The organism is Streptococcus oralis subsp. dentisani, from assembly GCF_002096685.1.
Classification (GTDB): domain Bacteria; phylum Bacillota; class Bacilli; order Lactobacillales; family Streptococcaceae; genus Streptococcus; species Streptococcus oralis_AD.
The window spans coordinates 40,206-61,249 of the sequence record NZ_NCVA01000035.1; the positions used below are offsets into that span (position 1 = coordinate 40,206).

At 43.6% G+C, this 21,044-nt stretch carries 19 protein-coding genes and 1 riboswitch; of the genes, 3 read left to right on the plus strand and 16 right to left on the minus strand.

Annotated elements, in window-relative coordinates; genetic code table 11:
• Window positions 1–62: 62 nt before the first annotated feature.
• Window positions 63–151, minus strand: a riboswitch (glycine riboswitch).
• A 168-nt stretch (window positions 152–319) separates the two neighbouring features.
• The 3 genes from B7705_RS01105 to zapA form a co-directional block, all read right to left on the minus strand.
• Window positions 320–2,656, minus strand: coding sequence for an endonuclease MutS2 (locus B7705_RS01105; RefSeq protein WP_084947000.1), 2,337 nt, complete (start codon window positions 2,654–2,656; stop codon window positions 320–322).
• Between the two features lie 100 nt (window positions 2,657–2,756).
• Window positions 2,757–3,305, minus strand: a complete 549-nt coding sequence (locus B7705_RS01110; protein WP_084947003.1) for a CvpA family protein — start codon at window positions 3,303–3,305, stop codon at window positions 2,757–2,759.
• Complete coding sequence (gene zapA / locus B7705_RS01115) at window positions 3,302–3,604, minus strand: cell division protein ZapA (protein WP_000002027.1); 303 nt, start codon at window positions 3,602–3,604, stop codon at window positions 3,302–3,304. The genes B7705_RS01110 and zapA overlap by 4 nt, the downstream gene beginning before the upstream one ends.
• An 86-nt stretch (window positions 3,605–3,690) precedes the next feature.
• On the opposite strand from zapA, the gene rnhC reads away from it, so the two are divergent.
• The 3 genes from rnhC to recD2 all read left to right on the plus strand — a co-directional run bounded on the left by rnhC (window position 3,691) and on the right by recD2 (window position 7,705).
• Window positions 3,691–4,572, plus strand: coding sequence for a ribonuclease HIII (gene rnhC / locus B7705_RS01120; protein WP_084947005.1), 882 nt, complete (start codon window positions 3,691–3,693; stop codon window positions 4,570–4,572).
• 3 nt (window positions 4,573–4,575) lie between these two features.
• On the plus strand, window positions 4,576–5,190 hold the full coding sequence (gene lepB, locus B7705_RS01125) for a signal peptidase I (RefSeq protein ID WP_084947008.1): 615 nt from the start codon (window positions 4,576–4,578) through the stop codon (window positions 5,188–5,190).
• A gap of 148 nt (window positions 5,191–5,338) precedes the next feature.
• Window positions 5,339–7,705, plus strand: a complete 2,367-nt coding sequence (recD2, locus tag B7705_RS01130) for an SF1B family DNA helicase RecD2 (RefSeq protein ID WP_084947011.1) — start codon at window positions 5,339–5,341, stop codon at window positions 7,703–7,705.
• Window positions 7,706–7,858: 153 nt separating this feature from the next.
• On the opposite strand, the gene tig is transcribed toward recD2, so the two are convergent.
• The 13 genes from tig to mapZ form a co-directional block, all read right to left on the minus strand.
• On the minus strand, window positions 7,859–9,142 hold the full coding sequence (gene tig, locus B7705_RS01135; RefSeq protein ID WP_084947013.1) for a trigger factor: 1,284 nt from the start codon (window positions 9,140–9,142) through the stop codon (window positions 7,859–7,861).
• A 92-nt stretch (window positions 9,143–9,234) separates the two neighbouring features.
• Entirely contained in the window at window positions 9,235–9,891 is a 657-nt protein-coding gene (locus B7705_RS01140; protein ID WP_084947016.1) for a DNA alkylation repair protein, read from the minus strand.
• Window positions 9,892–10,524, minus strand: coding sequence for a response regulator transcription factor (locus B7705_RS01145; RefSeq protein ID WP_084947018.1), 633 nt, complete (start codon window positions 10,522–10,524; stop codon window positions 9,892–9,894). It abuts the gene before it with no gap.
• A 10-nt stretch (window positions 10,525–10,534) separates the two neighbouring features.
• Window positions 10,535–11,533, minus strand: coding sequence for an envelope stress sensor histidine kinase LiaS (locus tag B7705_RS01150; RefSeq protein WP_084947020.1), 999 nt, complete (start codon window positions 11,531–11,533; stop codon window positions 10,535–10,537).
• Entirely contained in the window at window positions 11,530–12,228 is a 699-nt protein-coding gene (gene liaF / locus B7705_RS01155) for a cell wall-active antibiotics response protein LiaF (protein ID WP_084947021.1), read from the minus strand. The genes B7705_RS01150 and liaF overlap by 4 nt, the downstream gene beginning before the upstream one ends.
• Before the next feature lie 166 nt (window positions 12,229–12,394).
• Window positions 12,395–13,396 carry a type 2 isopentenyl-diphosphate Delta-isomerase gene (fni, locus tag B7705_RS01160; RefSeq protein WP_084947023.1) on the minus strand — a complete coding sequence of 334 codons (1,002 nt, stop codon included), beginning with the start codon at window positions 13,394–13,396 and terminating at the stop codon, window positions 12,395–12,397.
• On the minus strand, window positions 13,380–14,387 hold the full coding sequence (locus B7705_RS01165; protein WP_084947025.1) for a phosphomevalonate kinase: 1,008 nt from the start codon (window positions 14,385–14,387) through the stop codon (window positions 13,380–13,382). Before B7705_RS01165 ends, fni begins: the two co-directional genes overlap by 17 nt.
• Window positions 14,374–15,327 carry a diphosphomevalonate decarboxylase gene (gene mvaD, locus B7705_RS01170; protein ID WP_084947027.1) on the minus strand — a complete coding sequence of 318 codons (954 nt, stop codon included), beginning with the start codon at window positions 15,325–15,327 and terminating at the stop codon, window positions 14,374–14,376. The genes B7705_RS01165 and mvaD overlap by 14 nt, the downstream gene beginning before the upstream one ends.
• Entirely contained in the window at window positions 15,309–16,187 is an 879-nt protein-coding gene (gene mvk, locus B7705_RS01175; RefSeq protein ID WP_084947030.1) for a mevalonate kinase, read from the minus strand. The genes mvaD and mvk overlap by 19 nt, the downstream gene beginning before the upstream one ends.
• Window positions 16,188–16,305: 118 nt before the next feature.
• Complete coding sequence (locus tag B7705_RS01180) at window positions 16,306–17,286, minus strand: N-acetylmuramoyl-L-alanine amidase family protein (RefSeq protein WP_084947033.1); 981 nt, start codon at window positions 17,284–17,286, stop codon at window positions 16,306–16,308.
• A gap of 99 nt (window positions 17,287–17,385) precedes the next feature.
• A complete protein-coding gene (locus B7705_RS01185; protein ID WP_038804114.1) occupies window positions 17,386–18,075 on the minus strand; it encodes a response regulator transcription factor in 690 nt (229 codons plus the stop codon).
• Window positions 18,076–18,086: 11 nt separating this feature from the next.
• Window positions 18,087–19,511, minus strand: coding sequence for an NADP-dependent phosphogluconate dehydrogenase (gene gndA / locus B7705_RS01190; RefSeq protein ID WP_084947036.1), 1,425 nt, complete (start codon window positions 19,509–19,511; stop codon window positions 18,087–18,089).
• A 75-nt stretch (window positions 19,512–19,586) separates the two neighbouring features.
• Window positions 19,587–21,038, minus strand: coding sequence for a cell division site-positioning protein MapZ (gene mapZ, locus B7705_RS01195; protein WP_084947038.1), 1,452 nt, complete (start codon window positions 21,036–21,038; stop codon window positions 19,587–19,589).
• Window positions 21,039–21,044 lie beyond the last annotated feature (6 nt).

Below are 21,044 nucleotides of genomic sequence, written 5' to 3' on the forward strand. Positions count from 1 at the left end.
AGAAAGAGCACATGCAAGATACATGTACTCTGGAATGCTTAGATAAATGCCTAAAAGCGGTCTATCCTAGCTCTGTCCTTTTACCTGAGAGTTTGAGCAGTTACCTGCCTTGCCCCTTCGGTGCCTTTACGGTCTCTCCAGAGTTCCGTCCATTTACAGTCATGGAAAACAAACCTTTCTCCACTTCTATTAAACTTCATTCGGTGTTGGTATTTAATTTTTTATTATTTTACAAGAAAAGTTAGCCTTTGTCAATATATTCTATGAAAATTTTTGACCTTTCATTTCTTTTTTCAGAAAGGTTGACTCCTTCTTCTCTCTATCCTTTAAAGGTCACAATGGTAGCGCCACTGCCTCCAGCATTTTGTGGGGCATATCCAAAACTTTTGACATGCTTGTTTCTTTGTAGATATTTGGTGACGCCCTCACGGATGACTCCTGTTCCGATACCATGGATGATGTCGACCTGCGCCATGTTATTAAGCAGGGCTTGGTCGATAAAGGCGTCCAGCTCATTCATAGCTTCTTCGTACCGTTTGCCTCGGAGATCCAGTCTGGCTTGCGGACCACGACCAGAAGCACGTTTGACGACATTGACTTGTTTTTTCTTGACTGGGGCTTCTTGCTGAGCCTGAACAAGGTCAAATTCTTTCTCTTCCAAGGTCATCTTGATCAAACCAACTTGGGCTTCCCAACGGCCATCCTTGAGCTGATTGGTCAAGGTTCCACGTTGGCCATAACTGAGGACCACGATATCATCCCCAACCTTTGGAGCTCGTTTTTTCTTGGCTTTTTGAAGGACCTTGTTTTTAGACAAGTCAACTTTTTCAGGAGCTAGTTTTTTCAGCTCAGCCTTGGCTTCAATGATTTCATGGGGTTTGAGTTGAGACTTACTGTGAAGATTCTTGAGAATCTGGTCACTCTCACTTAGAGCGAGTTCCACAATTTCAGCGGCTTGTTCACGCGCCTTGTTGAGCTCAGTTTCCTTTTCACGATTGAGCTCATTGTAGAGTTTTTTGAGTGCCCGGTTCATCTTGAGGTTTTCTTGCTCCACCTCACGAATATTGTCCAAGCGTTTGCGACTTTCAAGCGTTTGCTCTTCCAATTGTTCAATGATACAGTTGACATCATTATCTTGATTGACCTGCTGGCTAGCATCTTCGACAATGACATCTGACAAGCCCAGACGTTTGGCAATTTCAAAGGCATTACTTCGACCAGGAACTCCCTGCATAAAGCGATAGGTCGGACGCAGACTGGCTGTATCAAACTCCATGCTGGCATTTTGCACAAAGGCTGTCTCGATACCATAGGCCTTGAGTTCTGGATAGTGGGTCGTCGCCATGGTCTTGACCTGACGGAGACGAAGATCCTCCAAAATAGCCATAGCGAGGGCTGCCCCTTCCTGCGGATCGGTACCTGCCCCAAGCTCATCTAGCAATAAAAGAGAGTGTTGGTTGACCTTGCCAAGAATATCTACAATATTGGTCATGTGACTGGAGAAGGTAGACAAACTTTGCTCGATAGATTGCTCATCCCCGATATCGGCGAAGATTTCTTCAAAAATACCGACACGGCTTCCTTTATCAGCTAAAATGGGCAAGCCTGACTGGGCCATGAGTTGAGTCAAGCCCAGGGTTTTGAGCATGATGGTCTTCCCACCAGTATTGGGACCTGTAATGACAATAGCCGTTAATTCCTTACCAAAGTGTACATCATTTGCGACAGCATTCTTGACCAAAGGATGGCGGACATGAAGGAGTTGAATCTCTTGGTTCTCTGAAAGTTGAGGAACAACTGCTTGTCTTTCTTGGATGAAACGCACCTTGGCACGAATCAGATCCAGATGGCCGATAATCCAAGCGTCATTAGCAATCTCAGCAGCATGAGGACGAACCCGTTCCGATAGTTCCTGCAGGATACGAATCATCTCATAGCGTTCGTCTGCTCGCAAACTAGCGATTTCTTCGCTCAGTTTCACGACCTCACGTGGCTCGATATAAACCGTATTACCACTAGCAGAGATGTCATGGACAACACCTGCAATCTTATTGCGATAGGTGTTCTTGACTGGTAAGACTTGACGGCCATTTCTGCTAGCAATTATGCCTTCCGTCAACATCTGCGCTTTTTGCTTGAGCAAGTCTTGCAAGACATCTCGAACTTGACTCTCGCTATCATGGATTTTCCGACGAATGCGTGCTAGCTCTTCACTGGCGAAATTTTCGATAAATCCTGCTTCATTTAGGGCTTGAAGACTTCCTTGCAAGTGTGGAAAATCATGTAGTTTTTCAAACCATCTCGCCAACTGCTCCAAGCGTACGTTTTCAAGATTGGCATAAAAACCTTGCAACTCTCTGCTAGCCAGTAAGACCCGTTTGAGGAGCAGGAACTCCTCAATATTGAGGTCCGCCCCCATCTCCAGACGCTTGCAAACAGCTGATATCTCACGCGTCGCTAGGATGGTAAAGTGAGGTTGCTCCACAAATAGAGCTTGCATTTCCTCCATCTCTGTAAAGGCTTGTTTAATCTTATCCACCTTTGCAGTTGGGGCCAAGCATTTTAGCTCCTCTAGTCCTTGTTCTGTCAGGAGATGAGGTTCAAACAAGGCTTTGATTTTATTAAATTCTAAGGTTTCTAGTATTTTTGTATTCATATTCTTTCCTTGTATGCTGGTTTACAAGATTATAGCAACTAGGGGTTTTGACTTAGTTGTCCAATCTGTAAACAAAGGGCTAGGAAAAATCCCGCCCTTTTTATCCGATTAAATTTGTCACCCAGAGTTGTTTGATAAGGTTTGTCGTAAAAGGGACACTTTGGATGATGTGTTTAGCTACGATACTTTTTTCAAGTGAATTCTGAACGGCTGCCATAGGTACAGTTGCAAGAATGGTCAAAGCCATTTGCAAGACAAATAAGGTTACCAATAGAGACAAAGTCCCCGCACTAACCCGGAACCACTTGCCACCTAGTGTTTTAACTGGAATCAAATGAAGAAACAAACCGATAAAACGTCCGATACTGTAACAAATTCCGAAAACTAGGAGGTAGGCCAGACCCGCATAAAAGACTTTATCTAGTTGAAAAAGCTGGGCTGAAGGGAAGAAAAAGGTACCCTGCCCTTCCTGAGGATTAGCATAAGGGACAAGCAAGTGAAATTGATCTCCCAGCGATTTATAAAACTGCCCAGCAATAAAGGCTGAAATCACTGCCACGAGGAAATAATAAACTTGTAGCACCAAACCTCTACGGTAGCCGATGTAAAAACCCCAAGCTAGAACCAGTAAGAGAAGGATCGAAATCATAGGGAATCCTCAATCTTGCTCTGCTCTTGCTTGACAGCCACTAGCTTATTTCTAAGGTCTTTAAGCTCCTGCTCCTTATCGTCAAACTCAATCTCGCGACTAAGCTGCGTCGATAGGCTGTTAATGGCTAAAAGGAGGGCAATGGTTTCATCATCCGCCCCGGGCATTTGTTCCTTAATTGCTTGGTATTTTTCAGTCGCAACCTTGGCAATTTCCTCCATAAAAAGATTGTCATGCTCGGTTGTCAAGGTTAATGTTTTTTTCCCGAATGTAAACTTATATCGATTTAGATTTGCCATAAAATTCACCTCACGATATTATACCAAATTTCGCTAACTTTGTCAGTTTTTACCAATTCTCCTGCTTTTGTGGTACAATAGAGACTATGGCAAGTATCACACTCACACCAAATGAACAGGAAATTCAGAGCTTTTTAAGTCAGTATCAGAAGGCTCTCGCCCCTAGTAAAAATCCTTATATTCGCTATTTTTTGCGCTTCCCTCAGGCAACGGTTTCCATCTATACTTCTGGAAAAGTCCTCCTGCAGGGCGAAGCTGCTGAGCAGTACGCCAGTTTCTTTGGTTACCAAGTTCAACAAGAAAACAGTGGACAAGATTTTCCTATGATTGGGACTGATGAGGTGGGAAATGGTTCCTACTTTGGTGGGCTTGCTGTCGTGGCCTCCTTTGTAACACCTGACCAGCATGACTTCTTACGAAAACTCGGTGTGGGGGATTCTAAAACCCTGACAGACCAAAAGATTCGTCAGATTGCACCTATCCTCAAGGAAAAGATCCAGCATCAAGCGCTCCTTCTCTCACCGAGCAAGTACAACGAAGTTATCGAAGAGCGTTACAATGCTGTTTCTGTAAAGGTTTCCCTTCACAATCAGGCTATCTTTCTCCTTCTCCAAAAAGGAGTTCAGCCAGAAAAAATCGTGATTGATGCTTTTACAAATCCTAAAAACTATGACAAATACTTGGCGCAAGAAGCCAACCGTTTTCCAAACAAGATTAGTTTGGAAGAAAAAGCCGAGGGAAAATACCTGGCTGTTGCTGTTAGTTCCATCATCGCGCGGTATCTCTTCCTCGAAAGCTTGGAAAATCTTGGACGAGAACTAGGCTATCAACTGCCAAGTGGCGCTGGAACTGCATCTGATAAGGTTGCTAGCAAAATCCTTCAAGCCTATGGCATGAAAGGGCTCAACTTCTGTGCCAAGCTTCATTTTAAAAATACTGAAAAAGCCAAAGCACTGCTAGAAAGGTAAGTTATGAATTATTTTAAAACATTTCTAAAAGAGTGGGGACTCACATTCCTCATCATTATAGTAGTTGGTATCAGTCGTCTCTTTCTCTGGACCAATGTCCGTGTGGAAGGACACTCTATGGATCCGACCCTAGCTGATGGTGAAATTCTCTTTGTCGTTCGACATCTACCCGTTGATCGCTTTGATATCGTAGTTGCTCATGAAGATGATGGAAATAAAGACATCGTTAAACGTGTCATCGGCATGCCCGGTGATACCATTCGCTACGAAAACGATAAACTTTATGTCAACGATAAAGAAACGGACGAACCCTACCTAGCAGACTACCTCCAACAGTTTAAAAATGATAAACTACAAAGCACCTATTCGGGGAAAGGCTTTGAAGGGGATAAGGGTGTCTATTTTAGAAGCCTTGCTCAGAAAGCTCAGGCCTTTACTGTCGATGTAAATTTCAACACTAGCTTCAGCTTTACCGTACCCGAGGGTGAGTACCTCCTCCTTGGAGATGACCGTTTGGTTTCTAGCGACAGTCGCCATGTTGGAACCTTTAAAGCCAGTCAAATCAAAGGAGAAGCCAAATTCCGTTTCTGGCCACTCAACCGTATCGGAATCTTTTAAAACCAGCAACTAGATGCTGTGATAGTCTTTTTGAGTTAGCTTTTAGAATTAGATTGGAACTTGACAATATCTTGTACCAAGTTCCAAATCCAAGGAAAGCCTAACTGAAAGCTCTATCCCAGCTCTTTTTCTATCAAAAAGGAAATCTATGGAAGTTTATTTTTCAGGCACTATTGAACGCATTATTTTTGAAAATCCCAGTAATTTTTATCGCATCCTCCTCCTAGATATCGAAGATACCAATGCGGAGGACTTTGACGATTTTGAAATCATCGTTACAGGAACCATGGCTGACGTGATTGAGGGCGAAGACTACACTTTTTGGGGACAAATCGTTCAACACTCCAAGTACGGAGAACAACTGCAAATCAGCCGCTATGAACGAGCAAAACCGACTCGAAAAGGGCTTGTCAAATACTTTTCTAGCAGCCATTTCAAGGGAATTGGTCTCAAAACGGCCCAAAAAATCGTTGATATCTATGGTGAAAATACCATAGACGAAATTCTGGAGCATCCTGAAAAGCTAGAAAGCATTGTAGGACTCTCTGCCAAAAACCGTGAGGCTTTCGTCTCTACCCTCCGTCTCAACTATGGGACAGAAATGGTCTTGGCAAAACTAGCCAACTACGGCATTCCCAATAAACTAGCCTTTCAGATTCAAGACTTTTACAAGGAAGAAACTCTTGATGTGGTTGAAAATTATCCCTACCAGCTGGTCGAGGATATCAAGGGATTGGGCTTTACCATTGCTGACCAACTAGCGGAGGAACTTGGCATCGAAAGTCAGGCTCCTGAGCGCTTTCGTGCTGGCCTTGTCCACAGTCTCTTTCAAGGCTGTATGAATACGGGCGATACCTACATGGAAGCCCGAGATTTGCTGGAACAGACCCTGACTCTCCTCGAGTCTTCCCGACCCGTGGAATTGGACCCCAGCCAAGTAGCCCAAGAGCTTTCCTACCTCATCGAAGAAGATAAGGTTCAGCAGATTGATACCAAGATCTTTGATAACAGCCTCTTTTTCGCCGAGGAAGGTATTCGCAGTCACTTGGTTCGTATCCTTGAAAAAGGAAAACAGAAAAATCAGGATTTAGAAACCATTCAAAAGCATATCGCTACTGTTGAGGAAGAATTAGGTATCCAATACGATAGCATCCAAAAACAGGCTATCTGCGATGCCATCCAGAATAAGGTCTTTATCCTAACAGGTGGACCTGGTACAGGTAAAACCACTGTTATCAATGGGATTATCGCTGTTTATGCTCTCTTAGAGGGACTTGACCTCAGGAAGAAAAGCAACTTACCAATTCTTCTCGCTGCCCCAACTGGTCGTGCAGCTCGACGCATGAATGAATTGACAGGTTTGCCTAGCGCGACCATACATCGCCATTTGGGAATGACGGGAGATGATGATACTAGTCATCTGGAAGATTATCTGGATGCTGACTTTATCATTGTAGATGAGTTTTCTATGGTAGATACTTGGCTAGCTAACCAACTCTTCTCCAACATCTCTTCTAACAGTAAAATCCTCATCGTGGGTGATAGCGACCAGCTACCTTCTGTTAGTCCTGGACAAGTCCTGGCTGACCTGCTCCAAATACCTCTGATTCCGCAGACGCGCTTGGAACGGATTTACCGTCAGAGCGAAGAATCGACTATCGTTACCTTGGCTAGTCAAATTCGACAAGGCATCTTGCCAGCTGACTTTACCCAGAAAAAAGCTGACCGCTCCTACTTTGAAATCGCTAGTGGCCATATCCCAGCTACGATTGAGAAAATTCTTGATGTAGCCCTCAGAAGTGGCATTCCGGCTCGAGATATTCAGGTGCTAGCGCCTATGTATCGAGGAACTGCCGGTATTGATGCCATCAATCAACTCATGCAAGACCTACTCAATCCTCTTCAAAAGGGACAAGCTAGCTTTGAAGCAACTCAGTGTCACTATCGAACAGGGGACAAGGTCATTCACCTAGTCAACGACGCTGAAGTCAATGTCTTTAATGGAGACCTAGGCTACATCACAGACCTGATTCCTGGCAAATACACCGAGTCCAAACAAGACGAGATTGTCATTGATTTTGATGGCAATGAAGTCGTATACCCTCGAAATGAATGGTACAAGATTCGACTAGCCTATGCCATGAGTATCCATAAGTCTCAGGGAAGTGAGTTTCCTGTTGTCATCCTGCCCATCACTAGTGCTAGCAAGCGCATGCTGGAGCGAAATCTCATCTACACAGCTATTACACGGGCCAAGAGCAAGCTCATCCTTCTTGGCGAATTACAGGCCTTTGACTATGCAGTCAAGCATATCGGGACTGCTCGCAAGACCTATCTGATTGAACGCTTTCAGGATCTGGTCGATTCAGTTGACCAAACCAGCCCAGTCCCTACCGAAACGACAAATCATGAGAACTCTCCTCTATCCTACATCCTCACCGAGGAAAACTGGTCTAGTATTCCAGCCATGATTGGGATTACAAATGCAGACCTCAAAGAGATTTTTGGAAAATAGTGCATCAGAAAACCCACCTAGTTAGGTGGGCTTTTTGTTTATTAATACTCAATGAAAATCAAAGAGCAAACTAGGAAGATAGCCGCAAGCTGTACTTGAGTATGGTAAGGCGACGCTGACGTGGTTTGAATTTGATTTTCGAAGAGTATAAGATTATTTTACTGTTGCAGTGCTTGTAATCAATTCAACAGCTTTTTTGATTGCGATATCGTGTTTCAACATATCAGCTGAAAGCAAGTTTTGAACTTGCGCAACTTCCATGTTGTAAGTTGCTGCCAATTGTTCGATTTCTTTTTGGATTTCTTCTTCAGTAGCGTCAAATCCTTCAGCCTTCGCAACTGCTTCGATAACAAGGTTAGTCTTCGTACGTGACTCAGCTTCTGCTTCGTATTGTTTGTGAAGGTCTTCTTGAGTAGTTCCTGTGATTTGGAAGTACATATCAGGGTTGATACCTTGACGTTGCAAGTTTCCAAGGAATTCATTTACTGAACGGTGAACTTCTTCGTGGATCATTTCTTCTGGAAGTTCTACGATTTCAGCATTTTCTACAGCTTTATCGATTGCTGCGCCTTCAAGGGCATCTTTGTATGCTTCTTCTTTCGCAGCAGTCAATTCTTTGCGGTATTTTTCTTTCAATTCGTCAAGAGTTTCCACTTCTTCGTCGATATCTTTTGCAAGTTCATCGTCAAGAGCTGGAACTTCTTTAGCTTTTACTTCGTGAATAGTTGTCACGAATTTAGCTTCTTTACCTGCAAGGTCTTCTGCTTGGTAGTCTTCTGGGAATGTTACGATAACGTCAACAGTTTCGCCAGCTGAGTGACCTACCAATTGGTCTTCGAAACCAGGGATGAATTGACCTGATCCAAGTCCAAGTGAGAAGTTTTCACCTTTTCCACCGTCAAATTCAACACCGTCGATAGAACCAACGAAGTCGATGACAACAGTGTCGCCATTTTCAGCAGCGCCTTCTTTGATAACCAATTCAGCCAAGTTGTTGCGTTCACGTTCGATACGTTCTTCAACGTCAGAATCTGTCACTTCTTTTTCTACATCTACTGATACTTCAAGGTTTTTGTAGTCGCCCAATTTTACTTCAGGTTTTGTCACGACTTCAGCTGTGATAACCCAGTCTTGACCTTTTTCCATTGAAGTTACGTCAATTTTTGGTTGCGCAACTACTTCAAGACCAGCTTCTTTTACAGCTGCTTCATAAGCGTTTGGCAAAAGAGCGTTCAACACATCTTGGTAAAGTGTTTCTTCACCAAATTTTTTATCAAAGATAGGACGTGGAAGGTGACCTTTACGGAAACCTGGAACGTTAAGAGTTTTCTTTACTGAATTGAAGACACGATCCACTTCTGGTTTGATCTGGCCTTGAGAGATTGTGAAAGTCAAGACACCACGGTTTGTTTCTTTGTTTTCAAATGATACAGACATTCTGTCATTTCTCCTTAAAATTTTTTAAATACAGTCTATTATAACATAAACGGGCGACTTTTTTCAAGTAATGAATACGCTTTTCAACGTTGCTAAAGGTACTTGCTGGCTTCCTTGATACTAAGTTTAGCCATTCTTTCCTTATTTTTTTCGATGAAAGCTGCTACCCATTCAGAATTGGTCTTGGAGTAGTCTCTTAGAGCCCAGCCGATGGCTTTATTGATAAAAAATTCTGTCTGGTCCAGATTGTTTAGTAGGACCTTTTCCATCAGTTGGACATTTGTTTTCTCTTTTCTTAACAACTGGTGGTCAATAGCGACGCGTCTCAGCCAGATATTGTCTGATAAGCTCCATTTTAAAATCACTTCTTCAAGTTCCGGATAGTCAGCTACCAAACTTCCTACTACTCTGTCTAAAATATCTACCGTGTCCCACCAAGGCTTGGTCACGACCAGGCGCTCAAGCTTAGGCAAATCGTCCTTCGTTAGATAAGACTGCATGGCTTTCAAATAGTTGGCAGCCACATATTGGTATTCTCTAGGCTCCTTTTCCCAGCAAGTGTCTACAAAATCCCAGTCAATAACTCTTGTTTTTTTCGCGCTTGGAAAGTACTTTTTATAGAGGGCATTTCTTTCAGGACCTGCAATCCCTAGAAAGGGAAATTGATGGCGCATATAGGCTTCCATGGAGCCTGCTTTCTCAGGGTCTTTTGCCGCCTCTAACTCCCCAAGTAAATCTACAAGACTCATCTAAAAGTCCTCCTGCCCGACCAAGTGGTGCTGAAAGGCATAGACCGCCGCCTGAGTGCGATCACTGACCTCAAGTTTGGCAAGAATGTTGGACACATGGGTCTTGACCGTCTTGAGAGAGATAAAGAGTTCATCTGCGATGCGCTGATTTTCGTAGCCCTTAGCTATCAGTTGGAGCACATCTCGTTCACGCGCAGTCAATTCCTCATGAAGTTCCATATGATTGCGGTGGTATTCGACCTTCTTGCTGACCTCTTGCTCAATAGCCAGCTCGCCCGCTGCTACCTTACGGACAGCGTGGAGCAATTCGTCTGCACTTGAAGTCTTGAGCATATAGCCCCTAGCACCAGCATTCAAGACCGGCATGATTTTTTCATTGTCCAAGTAAGAAGTTACAATCAAAATCTTGGCTTCAGGCCATTCTTTGAGGATGGCTAAGGTCGCATCAATTCCATTCATCTCAGGCATGACAATATCCATGACAATGACATCTGGACGCAGTTCCAAGGCCAACTCAATCCCTTGAGACCCGTTTGCAGCTTCGCCCACAACTTCTACATCGTCTTGGAGGTCAAAGTAGCTTTTCAAGCCCAATCGGACCATTTCATGGTCATCTACCAGTAAAATTTTCATCTCTACTCCTTTATGATTCCTTGTCTAGCAGGGGAATACGGATATCAACCGCCAGTCCTTGCTTGGGAGCTGTCAAGAGTTGAACCGTTCCTGCCATATCTTCAACCCGCTCCTTGATATTTCGCAGTCCATAACTCAAGTCGTCTAAGCTCCCTAACTGGAAACCAATCCCATTGTCCACTACCTTCAGCTGCAATTCAACATCTGTCTGATAGAGGTAGACATCTAGGCATGAGGCCTGGGCATGGCGAAGGGTATTGCTGATCAACTCCTGCAAAATGCGGAAGATATGTTCTTCAATCTTCTTAGGCAATTTAGACACATTCTGCTTGAGACTAACCTTGAGGTCACTCTTGTCCTCAAGCTCCTTTAAAAGGATTTGAATTCCTTCAACCAAACTCTTCTCTTCCAACTCTACAGGTCGCAAATGTAGGAGCAAGACCCGCAGATCTTTCTGGGCTGTCTCTAGGATGGCTGCAACACTTTGCAACTGGGTCTGCATCTTTTCTCTATCAAGCTTCAAAGCCTGCTGGCTGACACCTGATAAAATCATATGGGCCGCAAACAACTCCTGACTAACCGTATCGTGCAAGTCACGTGCTATCCGCTTCCGTTCTTTCTCGATGATTGCTTCTTCCTTGACCAGGCTTTGATTTTCAGCCTTTTGAACAGCTTCAGTCAAGAGGATCAGCTTACCGGACAAGTTCTTGAAACTAGCATCCAAATCTGGATCTGCAAAGGCAACTACCTCTTTTCCTGCTAGCAGTCGCTTGAGATTGACTTGCATTTTTCTGCGAGAGACTTCTTCTATCACGCGCCAAAAGAGGACAAAAAAGAAGGTCATGGAAAGGCTAAAGACCAAGATCAAGAAGATGAGTTTCTCTGTTTTCTCGATATCCTGTAGCAAATAGGACCAATCAAGATTTAAAATATCAAGTAGACTATTAGTCAAAAAGAGGATAAAGAGGAAAGAAGTCAGACCGATTAACAGATACGATTGCTTTTTCATCCTCTGACCACCTCCACATCGCCAACCATAGTAGTTAGGAAAATCTTGACGCTCTTGTTACTCTTAAGATAGTCTCTGGTTTCCTGATGATAGTGTTCATTGCGAAGGGCTCGCTTGGGTTGATAGAGGAAAGTTAGATCTCCATAGAGGCAGTTGACACTGAGGCTGATTTCCACATCTACAGGTACGATAATCCTAGTCGTTCCGACCATCTTTCTAAGGATAATGACATTGTCATGATTGGTTAGGATAACTCTTTCCAAATGAATGGTGTCCTTTCCCATAAGGCGAAAGAGGTTGATATCATCAAACTGGCAGGTTTGGTGACTAGAGAAATGATGGAGATTGCCAAACCAAGGATTGCGTTCATTTTTAACCGTTACCACCTCTTCAAAGACCAAGTCGGTCTCCTCTCTTTCTTGATTCATCATCGGATAGAGAAGAAAGAGACTGTATATGACCGCTACAAAGATGGCTAAAATCACAAAGGGATTGAGCATGACGATGAAAAAGAAAAGAATAGTCGCCACAAGGAGGAATACGTTGTTGCCCTCTTTACCTGTATAATAGCGGAGCAAGAGCAAAAAGAGGAATAGAATCAGCAGAAAACGCGAAAAATGCTCTGATACCATCAAAATCAGAGCTCCCGTCAACAGACAGGCTTCAATAAATAAAAAGACTTGAAATTTTTTCATAGCTGTATCCTCTCTTTTCTATTTTATCACAATTCAAAAAAGTCACCTCGGTCTGAGGATGGAAAAAGGAGATTGGAAAGAAATCGCTCCTACAAGCTAGGTTCTTTCAGGTCAAAACGGTTGACAATGAGATACAAAAAAGGGCGGGATTCTTGTCCCGACCTCTCTACATCTGATCTTTTGCTTCTTTTAGTTTACCGTAAAGAATATAGTCTACGTTTTGCAGATCTGCTATGGTGGCACAATTAAGGGCACACATGATCAAACGCAGATCTTCTTTCCAGCTTTGGACAATACCAATAACCTCTTCGACGGAGTAGGTTTCAATCAACTCTAGAACGGTTCGAGACAGTCCTACAGCCTTGGCCCCAAAGACCAAGCACTTAATCATATCCAGCGGGTTCCGAACCCCTCCACTGACCAAGAGCTCGACCTTGTCTTTCCATTCTTGAGCATTGAGAAGGGCTTGCATAGTAGACTGGCCCCATTGATTGAGGTAATCACGCTGACCACTGCGACGGTTTTCGATATAGGCAAAGCTGGTACCACCACGACCTGACAGATCAAAGGTTCGAACACCCAGTTCATAGGCTCTTTCGATGGTCTTCACATCCATCCCAAAACCCACTTCCTTGAGAATAATAGGAACAGGGATCCGCTTGCTGTAGTCTGTCAGATGCGATTGCCAGCTTCGAAACTTTCTTTCTCCCTCAGGCATGAGCAATTCCTGCATAACATTAACGTGAACTTGCAGGAGAAGAGGATTCATCTCTTGCACAGCCTGAAGTCCTAACTCAATAGGCTTGTCCAATCCAATATTGGTTCCAAGGAGGATCTTTGGATGGCTAGATTTGACGGAAAAAGAATCATCTGTTGGATCTTTGAGGGCTGCGCTATAGGAGCCCGTTACAAACAAAATCCCACAGGCATCTGCCACCTGAGCCAGTTTTTGGTTGATTTCTCTCCCCTTATCGCTTCCACCCGTCATGGCATTGATATAAAAAGGAAAGTCCCACTTTCGACCTGCAAATTCTGTCGACAAATCAATCTCATCCAGGTCATAAAGAGGTAGGGAAGAATGAATTAACTCCACCTCATCAAAGCTATTATAGGAACTTTTCTGCTCAAGGGCATAGCGGATGTGCTCGTCCTTACGATTTGTCGTCATGTCCAATCCTTTCTTGGTATAAGAGCTCAATCCCCAGATTGGCCCAACGGTTTTTTAAGGTTTCAATTGATTGCACATCAAAACTCAAGGCAATCCCACAGTCACCACCACCAGCGCCACTACTCTTGGCAACAGCCCGTAAATCTTGACTGGCTTCTTTCAACTGTCTCAGCGAAGGTGTGTAAATATCTGGGCTCAAACCTTCTAAAAGTTGACTGGCTGTTTCTACCTGCTTGATGATTTCTTCTGCATTCCCCTGCTCCAAGGCTTCTACCAAAGCAGACACCGTTGCTTTTGAGGAACTTAAAAAATTCTGGTCTATGTTTTGCTTGATTTGCTGAACCATTTGACTCGACACAGCTACTTCCTTAGTCCATCCCACTAGGAAATCACATTCTAGAGCTGGTTGCACTTGTGAGATAGAAAATCCCCAATCACGCTCCAAAACTGTCGCCAAATTTTCTTCTTTCAACCAAGCAGCCACCTTTTTGCGATCAAATGACTGGTAGAGAACCAGATCCTCTGCCACAATACAGGCAAGATCTCCCATAGAACCATTGTCGCCTCGCTTGAGCAAGACCGCGCTAGCCAGCTTGAACAAGAGTTCCGGATCAACCGTAATATCATATAGAGCCAGCAGGGCCTTGATGACCAAAACAACGACGCTACCGCTAGAACCCAGACCAAACTTTTTGCCTTCCCGTTCCATTTTCCCTCGGATTTCCAAAGAAATAGGTCGCAAGGTCTGCCCACGATCAGCGAGGAAGTCATTCACCAAAGCAATTGTTTCCTGAATCAAACTATAGGCAGGATTTGGCGTCAAGTCCACTGCGAAATCAAACATATCAGAATAGATACGGTAGCTGTCAGAAAAAGCAATCTCAGCCTTCATATAGATGGGAATGGCCTTTATCAAGGCTAACTGCCCTGGCTCTAAAATAGCATATTCACCTGCCCAGTATAGTTTTCCGCAAGTTTTAACAGCAATCATCTTGACTCAAATCCTTTGTTTTTGACACAATTAAGCGATAATGTTGACCGAAGATTTCAGATAAATGCTCCAAGTCTTTCTCCTGACAGAGGACCTTGACATTGGGACCAGCATCCATGGTAAAGTAGCAGGCTTCCCCTTGCTCACGAATCTGGCGAACAAAAGCCATCGCTTCATAGGAAGCATCCGTCAGATAAGAAAAGGCTGGTGATGCTGTTTTGGTCGTAGCGTGCATAGCAAGGGCATTTTTCTCAGTTAATTCCCCAACCTTGGCAAAATCGTTCTCTTTGAGATAGAGCAGCATATCCTGATAATCCTTCTCAGACTGACGCACCCAGTCGTCAAAAGTCGTCGAGGTTTCCACACAGAGTTTCATCCCATCACGGCTAGAGATTGGTTTTTTCTTGTCCTCCAGCACCAACATGATCATAGCTAGTTTCAGGTCTGTATCAACAGGGTAAATCTCTCCACTATCCTTATCCCAGGCCCCTAGTGGTCCATAAAAACTGCGAGAGGAAGAACCTGAGGCAAACTTAGCCTCCTGCGCCAACTGACTCCGATTCAAACCAAGCTGGAAATAAGCATTGCAAGCCTTGACCAAGGCGGACAAACCACTAGAACTGGATGACAAGCCAGCCGCAGTCGGCATATTGTTTTGGGTATCAATACGGACAAAACCTTCCCCAGCCGGACGGTAACGGTCAATGATTTTTCTCACCTTGGCATGCTCAGCCTCATTTTGGAGCTGACCATTGATATAAAAGGCATCAGCAGTCGCATCCGTCGGTAGAGGCGACAAGGTCGTCTCTGTATACATGTTTTCCAAAGTCAGAGAGATGCTGCTAGTAGCAGGCACCATCTCTTTCTCTTTTTTCTTTCCCCAATATTTGATAATGGCAATATTTGCGTAGGAACGTACTGTTACAGGCTTTCGATCCATGTCTGAACAGCTCCTTTCTCTTCTAATCGTTTTGCTAGTTCTTGCGCTTGGTTCAGATTGGCTACCAAGGCGATAATGCAGCCTCCTAGTCCACCACCGCTCATCTTGGCACCCAGAGCACCATGGCTCAGAGCCGTTTCAACGAGGGAGTCTGCCTCAGGGCTACTAACACCAATTTCTTTTAAATGTAAATGCGCTTGACTAAGGATTTGTCCTAGTTTTTCAGCATCTTTTTGTCTAATTACCTCTTCTGCTTGCTGGGTCAATTCTCCCAAGGCATGCAAAAACGGTAGGGCATCCTTGCCCTTACTTTGAACTACTTGGATGGCTTCACGAGTGTGACCATACACGCCTGTATCTGCAATCACCAAATAAGCGGATAGATCCATCTCAAGCTCTGTAAATCCTACGTTCTTGATAAAGCGAATAGGCTGGTCGCTGAGACAGGTCTTAGCATCCAAACCGCTTGGATTCATATGGGCAATCATCTCAGCCCGATTGACCAAGATTTCTAGTACATCATGAGGCAGGTCGGCTTGATAGTAGTCAAAAACAGCTCGAATGGCTGCTATGCTGATAGCCGCTGACGAACCCATTCCCCGTTTTTCAGGGATAGCCGAGTCAATCACACATCGAATGCAGGCTTCTTTGATCTCCAAATGTTCTAGCGAGGCATACACCGCCATGGACAGGGTGTCCTCCTCATAGAGACGCCACGGACTTTCAGCAGGGACCACCTTACAAGTCACTTCCACCTCTAAGAGAGGCAAGGAAATGGCAGGATAGCCGTATACAACAGCGTGCTCTCCTATTAAAATAATCTTACTATGTGCCTGACCGACACCAACTTTTTTTGTCATTTTTTCCTTTAACCAGACGAAAAGACCGTCTCATTTCATACAGTAGTATTTTCTCCTATCTATTTTATTATATTTTCACAAAAAAAGCGATTGTTTCCATTCACAATCGCCTCTTTCATTATTGAACCCATTCGCCATTATAGTTGACGTAGTAGCCATCTACAGTCGTATTCACTGCTAAAGCACCTGAGCTATAAGCGTAGTACCATTTCCCTCCGACCTGGAACCAGCCTGTCTTCATATCCCCATTACTTGCATGTAGGTAGTACCAAGTCGAACCATCTTTCAACCAACCTGTCGCCATAGCTCCTGAGGAACGGAGATAGTACCACTTGTTACCGACATAAGCCCAGCCTGTCTTCATATCTCCATTTTGAGCATCTAGATAATACCAAGTTGAACCTTCCTGATACCAGCCAGTCGCCATAGCTCCTGATGAACGAAGATAGTACCACTTATTGCCAAGTTGTTTCCAACCAGTTTGCATGATACCAGTTTCTGGATCTAGGTAGTACCAAGTCGAATCATCGTTTATCCAACCCGCACGTCTTTCACCACCAAGGTAGTCTTTTCCTAAATGACCTGTTTTTGCTAGATAGTACCAATTAGATTGATCGTAGAGCCAACCTGTTTTTAAAGAATGATCTTCATTAAAGTAATAATTTGCTAATTTAAGAACTTCTGGCCCTTCAAAGCCTTCACCATATTTTTTACCAACAGTTAATGAATCTTTAACCTCTAATTGTTGCCAGCCAACAAATTCTTGTAATACCCCATCTTGATCAAAGTAGTACCATTTATATTGAAGGCCAATTTCGAAAACTGGACGATTATCAAATAAATCATCACGATAACCCGTCCCAGGAATTTCTAAGTATTGCCAGCCGACTACCATTTCTCCATCATCATCAAAATAGTACATTTTACCGTCTATTTTATGCCAATAGATCGCTTTATGGTCATCTTTTATATAGTATTTTCTATTGTCCTTATCAACAAACTGCCCACCTGTGGTATCCGCCAATACTGTACTTGTCGCTAAAAGACCAAGAAAAAACACTGCTAATCCAACTTGCATGATTTTTTTCAATACTTTCATTCCTTGTATCCTCCTGAAACGATTGTAGCAAAGACTTTACCGTATGTCAATATATAGAAACTTCTCAAAAAAAGCAGTTACACAACTGCAACTGCTTCTCTATTCTTGCATGGTGTAACCAACACCACGTACGGTTTTAATGTAGCTTTTTTGACCTTTTACATCAAGCTTGCTACGTAGATAACGGATATAAACATCCACGATATTAGTTTCTGTCGCACTTTCGTACTTCCAAACACTTTCCAACAACTGCTCACGAGTCAAGACCTTCTTGCTTCCCATGAGAGTGGCCAAAAGGTCATACTCACGGCGCGTCAGAGCAATCATCTCCTCGCCACGATAAACGGTATGATGTTCTACATCCATACGCAAATTGCGGTAAGACGTTGGGACCTTCATCTGACTACAGTGTTGGTCGATAAAGTCCCGACCTCGGAAAATCGCTGAAATACGAGCCACCAGCTGATCAATAATAACTGGCTTATAGATGTAAGAAACGGCGAAGCGCTGGATTGTCTCAATCTGGTCTTGCAATTCTTCGCGATGGTCCAAGACCATGATCACTGAAGCTGGTTTTGTCCGACTCAGCTTGTCTGCAAAATCCTGGGCCGTCATATCCCCCAGACGAGCATTCAGTAAAATCAAGTCATAATCTGTCTGGAGAGCCATGGAGAGGGCTTTTCCCCCCTCCTCGACCAGATCAACACGGTATTGCTCTTTTTGGAGTTCCAGACTGAGAAAATGAGCGAGATTTCGTTCTTTCTCAAGTAATAAAATCCGTTTCCCCATGGCAGACCTACTTATTTTTCGTCATACCAAGAGTAGTGGAAGGTTCCTTCTTTGTCTTTACGTTGGTAAGTGTGGGCACCAAAGTAGTCACGTTGTGCTTGGATCAAGTTAGCTGGAAGGTCCGCTGAACGGTAGCTATCAAAGTAAGTAATGGCTGCTGAGAAGGTTGGCACTGGTACACCAGCTTGAACAGCAAGAGCTACGATATCACGAACTGCTTGTTGGTACTTAGCAGTAACGTCCAAGAAGTATTCATCCAAAAGAAGGTTAGCAAGATCTGCATCGCGATTGTAGGCATCTGTAATCTTTTGCAAGAAACGTGAACGGATGATACAGCCATCTCGCCAGATAGATGCGATATCCGCAAATGGCAAGTTCCAGTTGTTTTCTTTAGAAGCCACACGCAATTGAGCAAAACCTTGTGCGTAAGAAATGATTTTTGAGAAGTAAAGGGCTTGACGAATCTTTTCGATCAACTCAGCCTTGTCTCCTTCAAATTTGAAAGCAGCTGGTTTTGGAAGGACCTTGCTAGCATGTACACGCTCTTCTTTGTATGTAGAGATGTAACGCGCAAATACTGACTCAGTGATAAGTGACAATGGCACACCAAGGTCAAGTGCTGATTGGCTAGTCCATTTACCAGTTCCTTTGTTTCCCGCAGCATCCAAGATGTAGTCTACGATTGGTCCATCTTGGCCTTCATCGTCTTTGCGGCTCAAGATATCAGCAGTGATTTCGATCAAGTAGCTGTCCAATTCACCCTTGTTCCACTCAGTAAAGATTTCAGCCATGTTTTCTGCAGAAAGACCAAGCAAGTGTTGCATGAGGTCATAGCTTTCTGCGATCAATTGCATATCCCCATACTCGATACCGTTGTGAACCATTTTCACATAGTGACCAGCTCCATCAGGACCGATGTAAGTCACACATGGTTTGCCATCTTCTGGTGCTTTAGCTGAGATTTCTTCGAGAACATCTGCTACCAATTCATAAGCTTCTTTTTGTCCACCAGGCATGATAGAAGGACCTTCAAGGGCACCTTTTTCACCACCAGAAACCCCTGTACCAATAAAGTTGATACCAGAGTTTGCCAATTCTTCATTACGACGGATGGTATCTTTGTAGAAAGTGTTTCCTCCGTCAATCAAGATATCACCCTTGTCAAGGTGTGGAAGAAGAGCTTGGATAGTTGCATCTGTACCAGGTCCAGCTTGAACCATGAGCATGATACGACGAGGTTTTTCGATAGATTGAACGAAAGACTCTACATCGTAGCTAGGTACAAAGTTCTTTTCTGGATGGCAGGCAATTACATCTTCTGTTTTTTCTTTACTACGGTTGTAAATGGCAACTGTATAGCCACGAGATTCAATATTTAGGGCAAGGTTACGACCCATTACGGCCATACCTACGACACCAAAGTTAGCTTTTGTCATGTGACACTCCTCTTGTTTAATATGTTTTATTTTATCATTTTTACCTATGAAAGGAAAGAATTTTGTAACGGACTCCTAGTAATCCAAATCATCTGCGTGACCAGCTCCATTACCAACAAAGTATCCAGTCTTACAGTTGAGGGTGAAGAGATAGGTTCCATCTGGTTTGTAGAGGTTGTAATAACCATTTCCGTTTACGATATTGACCCGTTCTAGGATATATTGATTACCAGTGATATAACCACGAGCGCGTGATGTTGCTAGGATTTGTTCCAAAACACCATCAGCAAAATTCCAGGCAGGGTTGTTGCTATCATCTACAGCTGATTGGTTGTACGGTACACGACTAGCACTTCTTTGAAGATTGACACCATCGCTAGACAAACCTCCACTTTCTGGTCTGCTGGCAGATGCTGAACTTGATGAAGCAGACGAACTGCTCGTACTGCTATCAGTCGTTGTACTTGAACTTTCTTGGCTACTGCTACTTGAACTTGAACTAGAGGCGCTTGTTTGCTGGCTCTTACCAAGGCTAATGGCCTTATCTAACAGTTTATCTAGCTCTGTATTTCCTGTTTTAATTTCTGTAAATTTAGCATCTGCCTTGACCTTTGCATTGGTATCCAAGACACCGTCGGTAATTGCTGGAGTTTCAAACTGATTATTCACTTCTTGCACAGCCTTGATTTGAGCTTCTAAACTATCATACTTAGACTTGGCCAGAGTGTGCTCTCGGCTACCTTCGAGTTTATCTAGTTGAGCCTTGAGTTGGTTCAACTTGTCAAACTGACTATTTTTCAAAGCTGTTTTATTAGCATCCGTATAAAAGGCATCGTAGAGGGTATTAAACTCTTGTAGGGCTGTTTGTGTTTCTTGATTGTTAGAAGAAGACTGAGAAGACTGGATGGCTTGGTTGGAGCGGTTTACTTGGTGATAGATATAGTAACTACCTGCCAAGATAAGGGCTGCTGCTAGGGCTGAACCGATAACAAACACGCGCTTCTTTTTAGAATTAGAAACTGTTTCTGATTCTGCCTGAGCTGAGCGTGAAAGTAGAGCCGTCTCTTCCTCTTCTTTCTCATCAGCAACCTCTGCTGGCGTTTGCTTTTCCAACACAAGCGGTTCCAAGTCTTGATTTTCTTCTCCCAAAGGAGGCAAAATCACATCCGAGCTTGTAGTTTCCACTGAGTCTGACACCGTTTCTTCTGAAACTGTCTCGGGTTCCTCTATGATTGGTGCCGACTCTTCAGTGATTTCTGAGACTTCCTGTGTCGTCAATTCTTCTTGAGCCTGAGCTTCCTGCAGTTCTTCTTTTTTAAATTGACGTGTTTCAAACTTGTCGGCTTCGATTTCCTCGCGGTGCTGTTTGATGTATTTATCCAAGATATTGTCCTCAGGCAATACTCCAGCTTCAACTTCTTCATTTTTACGGATGACTTGACCAACTGTCAGATCTTTCGCCTCGTCAAAATCAAATTTGGATTCTTGATGCTCTTTTTTATGACGATTGTGTCTTTTTTTACTCATCTGTCT

Excerpts from the sequence above, each read along its gene's own strand:
- rnhC (WP_084947005.1), top strand. The coding sequence starts at position 3,691 with ATGGCAAGTATCACACTCACACCAAATGAACAGGAAATTCAGAGCTTT.
- liaF (WP_084947021.1), bottom strand. The coding sequence starts at position 12,228 with ATGAAAAAATTTCAAGTCTTTTTATTTATTGAAGCCTGTCTGTTGACG.
- zapA (WP_000002027.1), bottom strand. The coding sequence starts at position 3,604 with ATGGCAAATCTAAATCGATATAAGTTTACATTCGGGAAAAAAACATTA.
- recD2 (WP_084947011.1), top strand. The coding sequence starts at position 5,339 with ATGGAAGTTTATTTTTCAGGCACTATTGAACGCATTATTTTTGAAAAT.
- B7705_RS01110 (WP_084947003.1), bottom strand. The coding sequence starts at position 3,305 with ATGATTTCGATCCTTCTCTTACTGGTTCTAGCTTGGGGTTTTTACATC.
- B7705_RS01180 (WP_084947033.1), bottom strand. The coding sequence starts at position 17,286 with ATGAAAGTATTGAAAAAAATCATGCAAGTTGGATTAGCAGTGTTTTTT.
- mvk (WP_084947030.1), bottom strand. The coding sequence starts at position 16,187 with ATGACAAAAAAAGTTGGTGTCGGTCAGGCACATAGTAAGATTATTTTA.
- B7705_RS01165 (WP_084947025.1), bottom strand. The coding sequence starts at position 14,387 with ATGATTGCTGTTAAAACTTGCGGAAAACTATACTGGGCAGGTGAATAT.
- B7705_RS01145 (WP_084947018.1), bottom strand. The coding sequence starts at position 10,524 with ATGAAAATTTTACTGGTAGATGACCATGAAATGGTCCGATTGGGCTTG.
- mapZ (WP_084947038.1), bottom strand. The coding sequence starts at position 21,038 with ATGAGTAAAAAAAGACACAATCGTCATAAAAAAGAGCATCAAGAATCC.
- fni (WP_084947023.1), bottom strand. The coding sequence starts at position 13,396 with ATGACGACAAATCGTAAGGACGAGCACATCCGCTATGCCCTTGAGCAG.
- B7705_RS01185 (WP_038804114.1), bottom strand. The coding sequence starts at position 18,075 with ATGGGGAAACGGATTTTATTACTTGAGAAAGAACGAAATCTCGCTCAT.
- B7705_RS01105 (WP_084947000.1), bottom strand. The coding sequence starts at position 2,656 with ATGAATACAAAAATACTAGAAACCTTAGAATTTAATAAAATCAAAGCC.
- tig (WP_084947013.1), bottom strand. The coding sequence starts at position 9,142 with ATGTCTGTATCATTTGAAAACAAAGAAACAAACCGTGGTGTCTTGACT.
- B7705_RS01140 (WP_084947016.1), bottom strand. The coding sequence starts at position 9,891 with ATGAGTCTTGTAGATTTACTTGGGGAGTTAGAGGCGGCAAAAGACCCT.
- B7705_RS01150 (WP_084947020.1), bottom strand. The coding sequence starts at position 11,533 with ATGAAAAAGCAATCGTATCTGTTAATCGGTCTGACTTCTTTCCTCTTT.
- gndA (WP_084947036.1), bottom strand. The coding sequence starts at position 19,511 with ATGACAAAAGCTAACTTTGGTGTCGTAGGTATGGCCGTAATGGGTCGT.
- mvaD (WP_084947027.1), bottom strand. The coding sequence starts at position 15,327 with ATGGATCGAAAGCCTGTAACAGTACGTTCCTACGCAAATATTGCCATT.
- lepB (WP_084947008.1), top strand. The coding sequence starts at position 4,576 with ATGAATTATTTTAAAACATTTCTAAAAGAGTGGGGACTCACATTCCTC.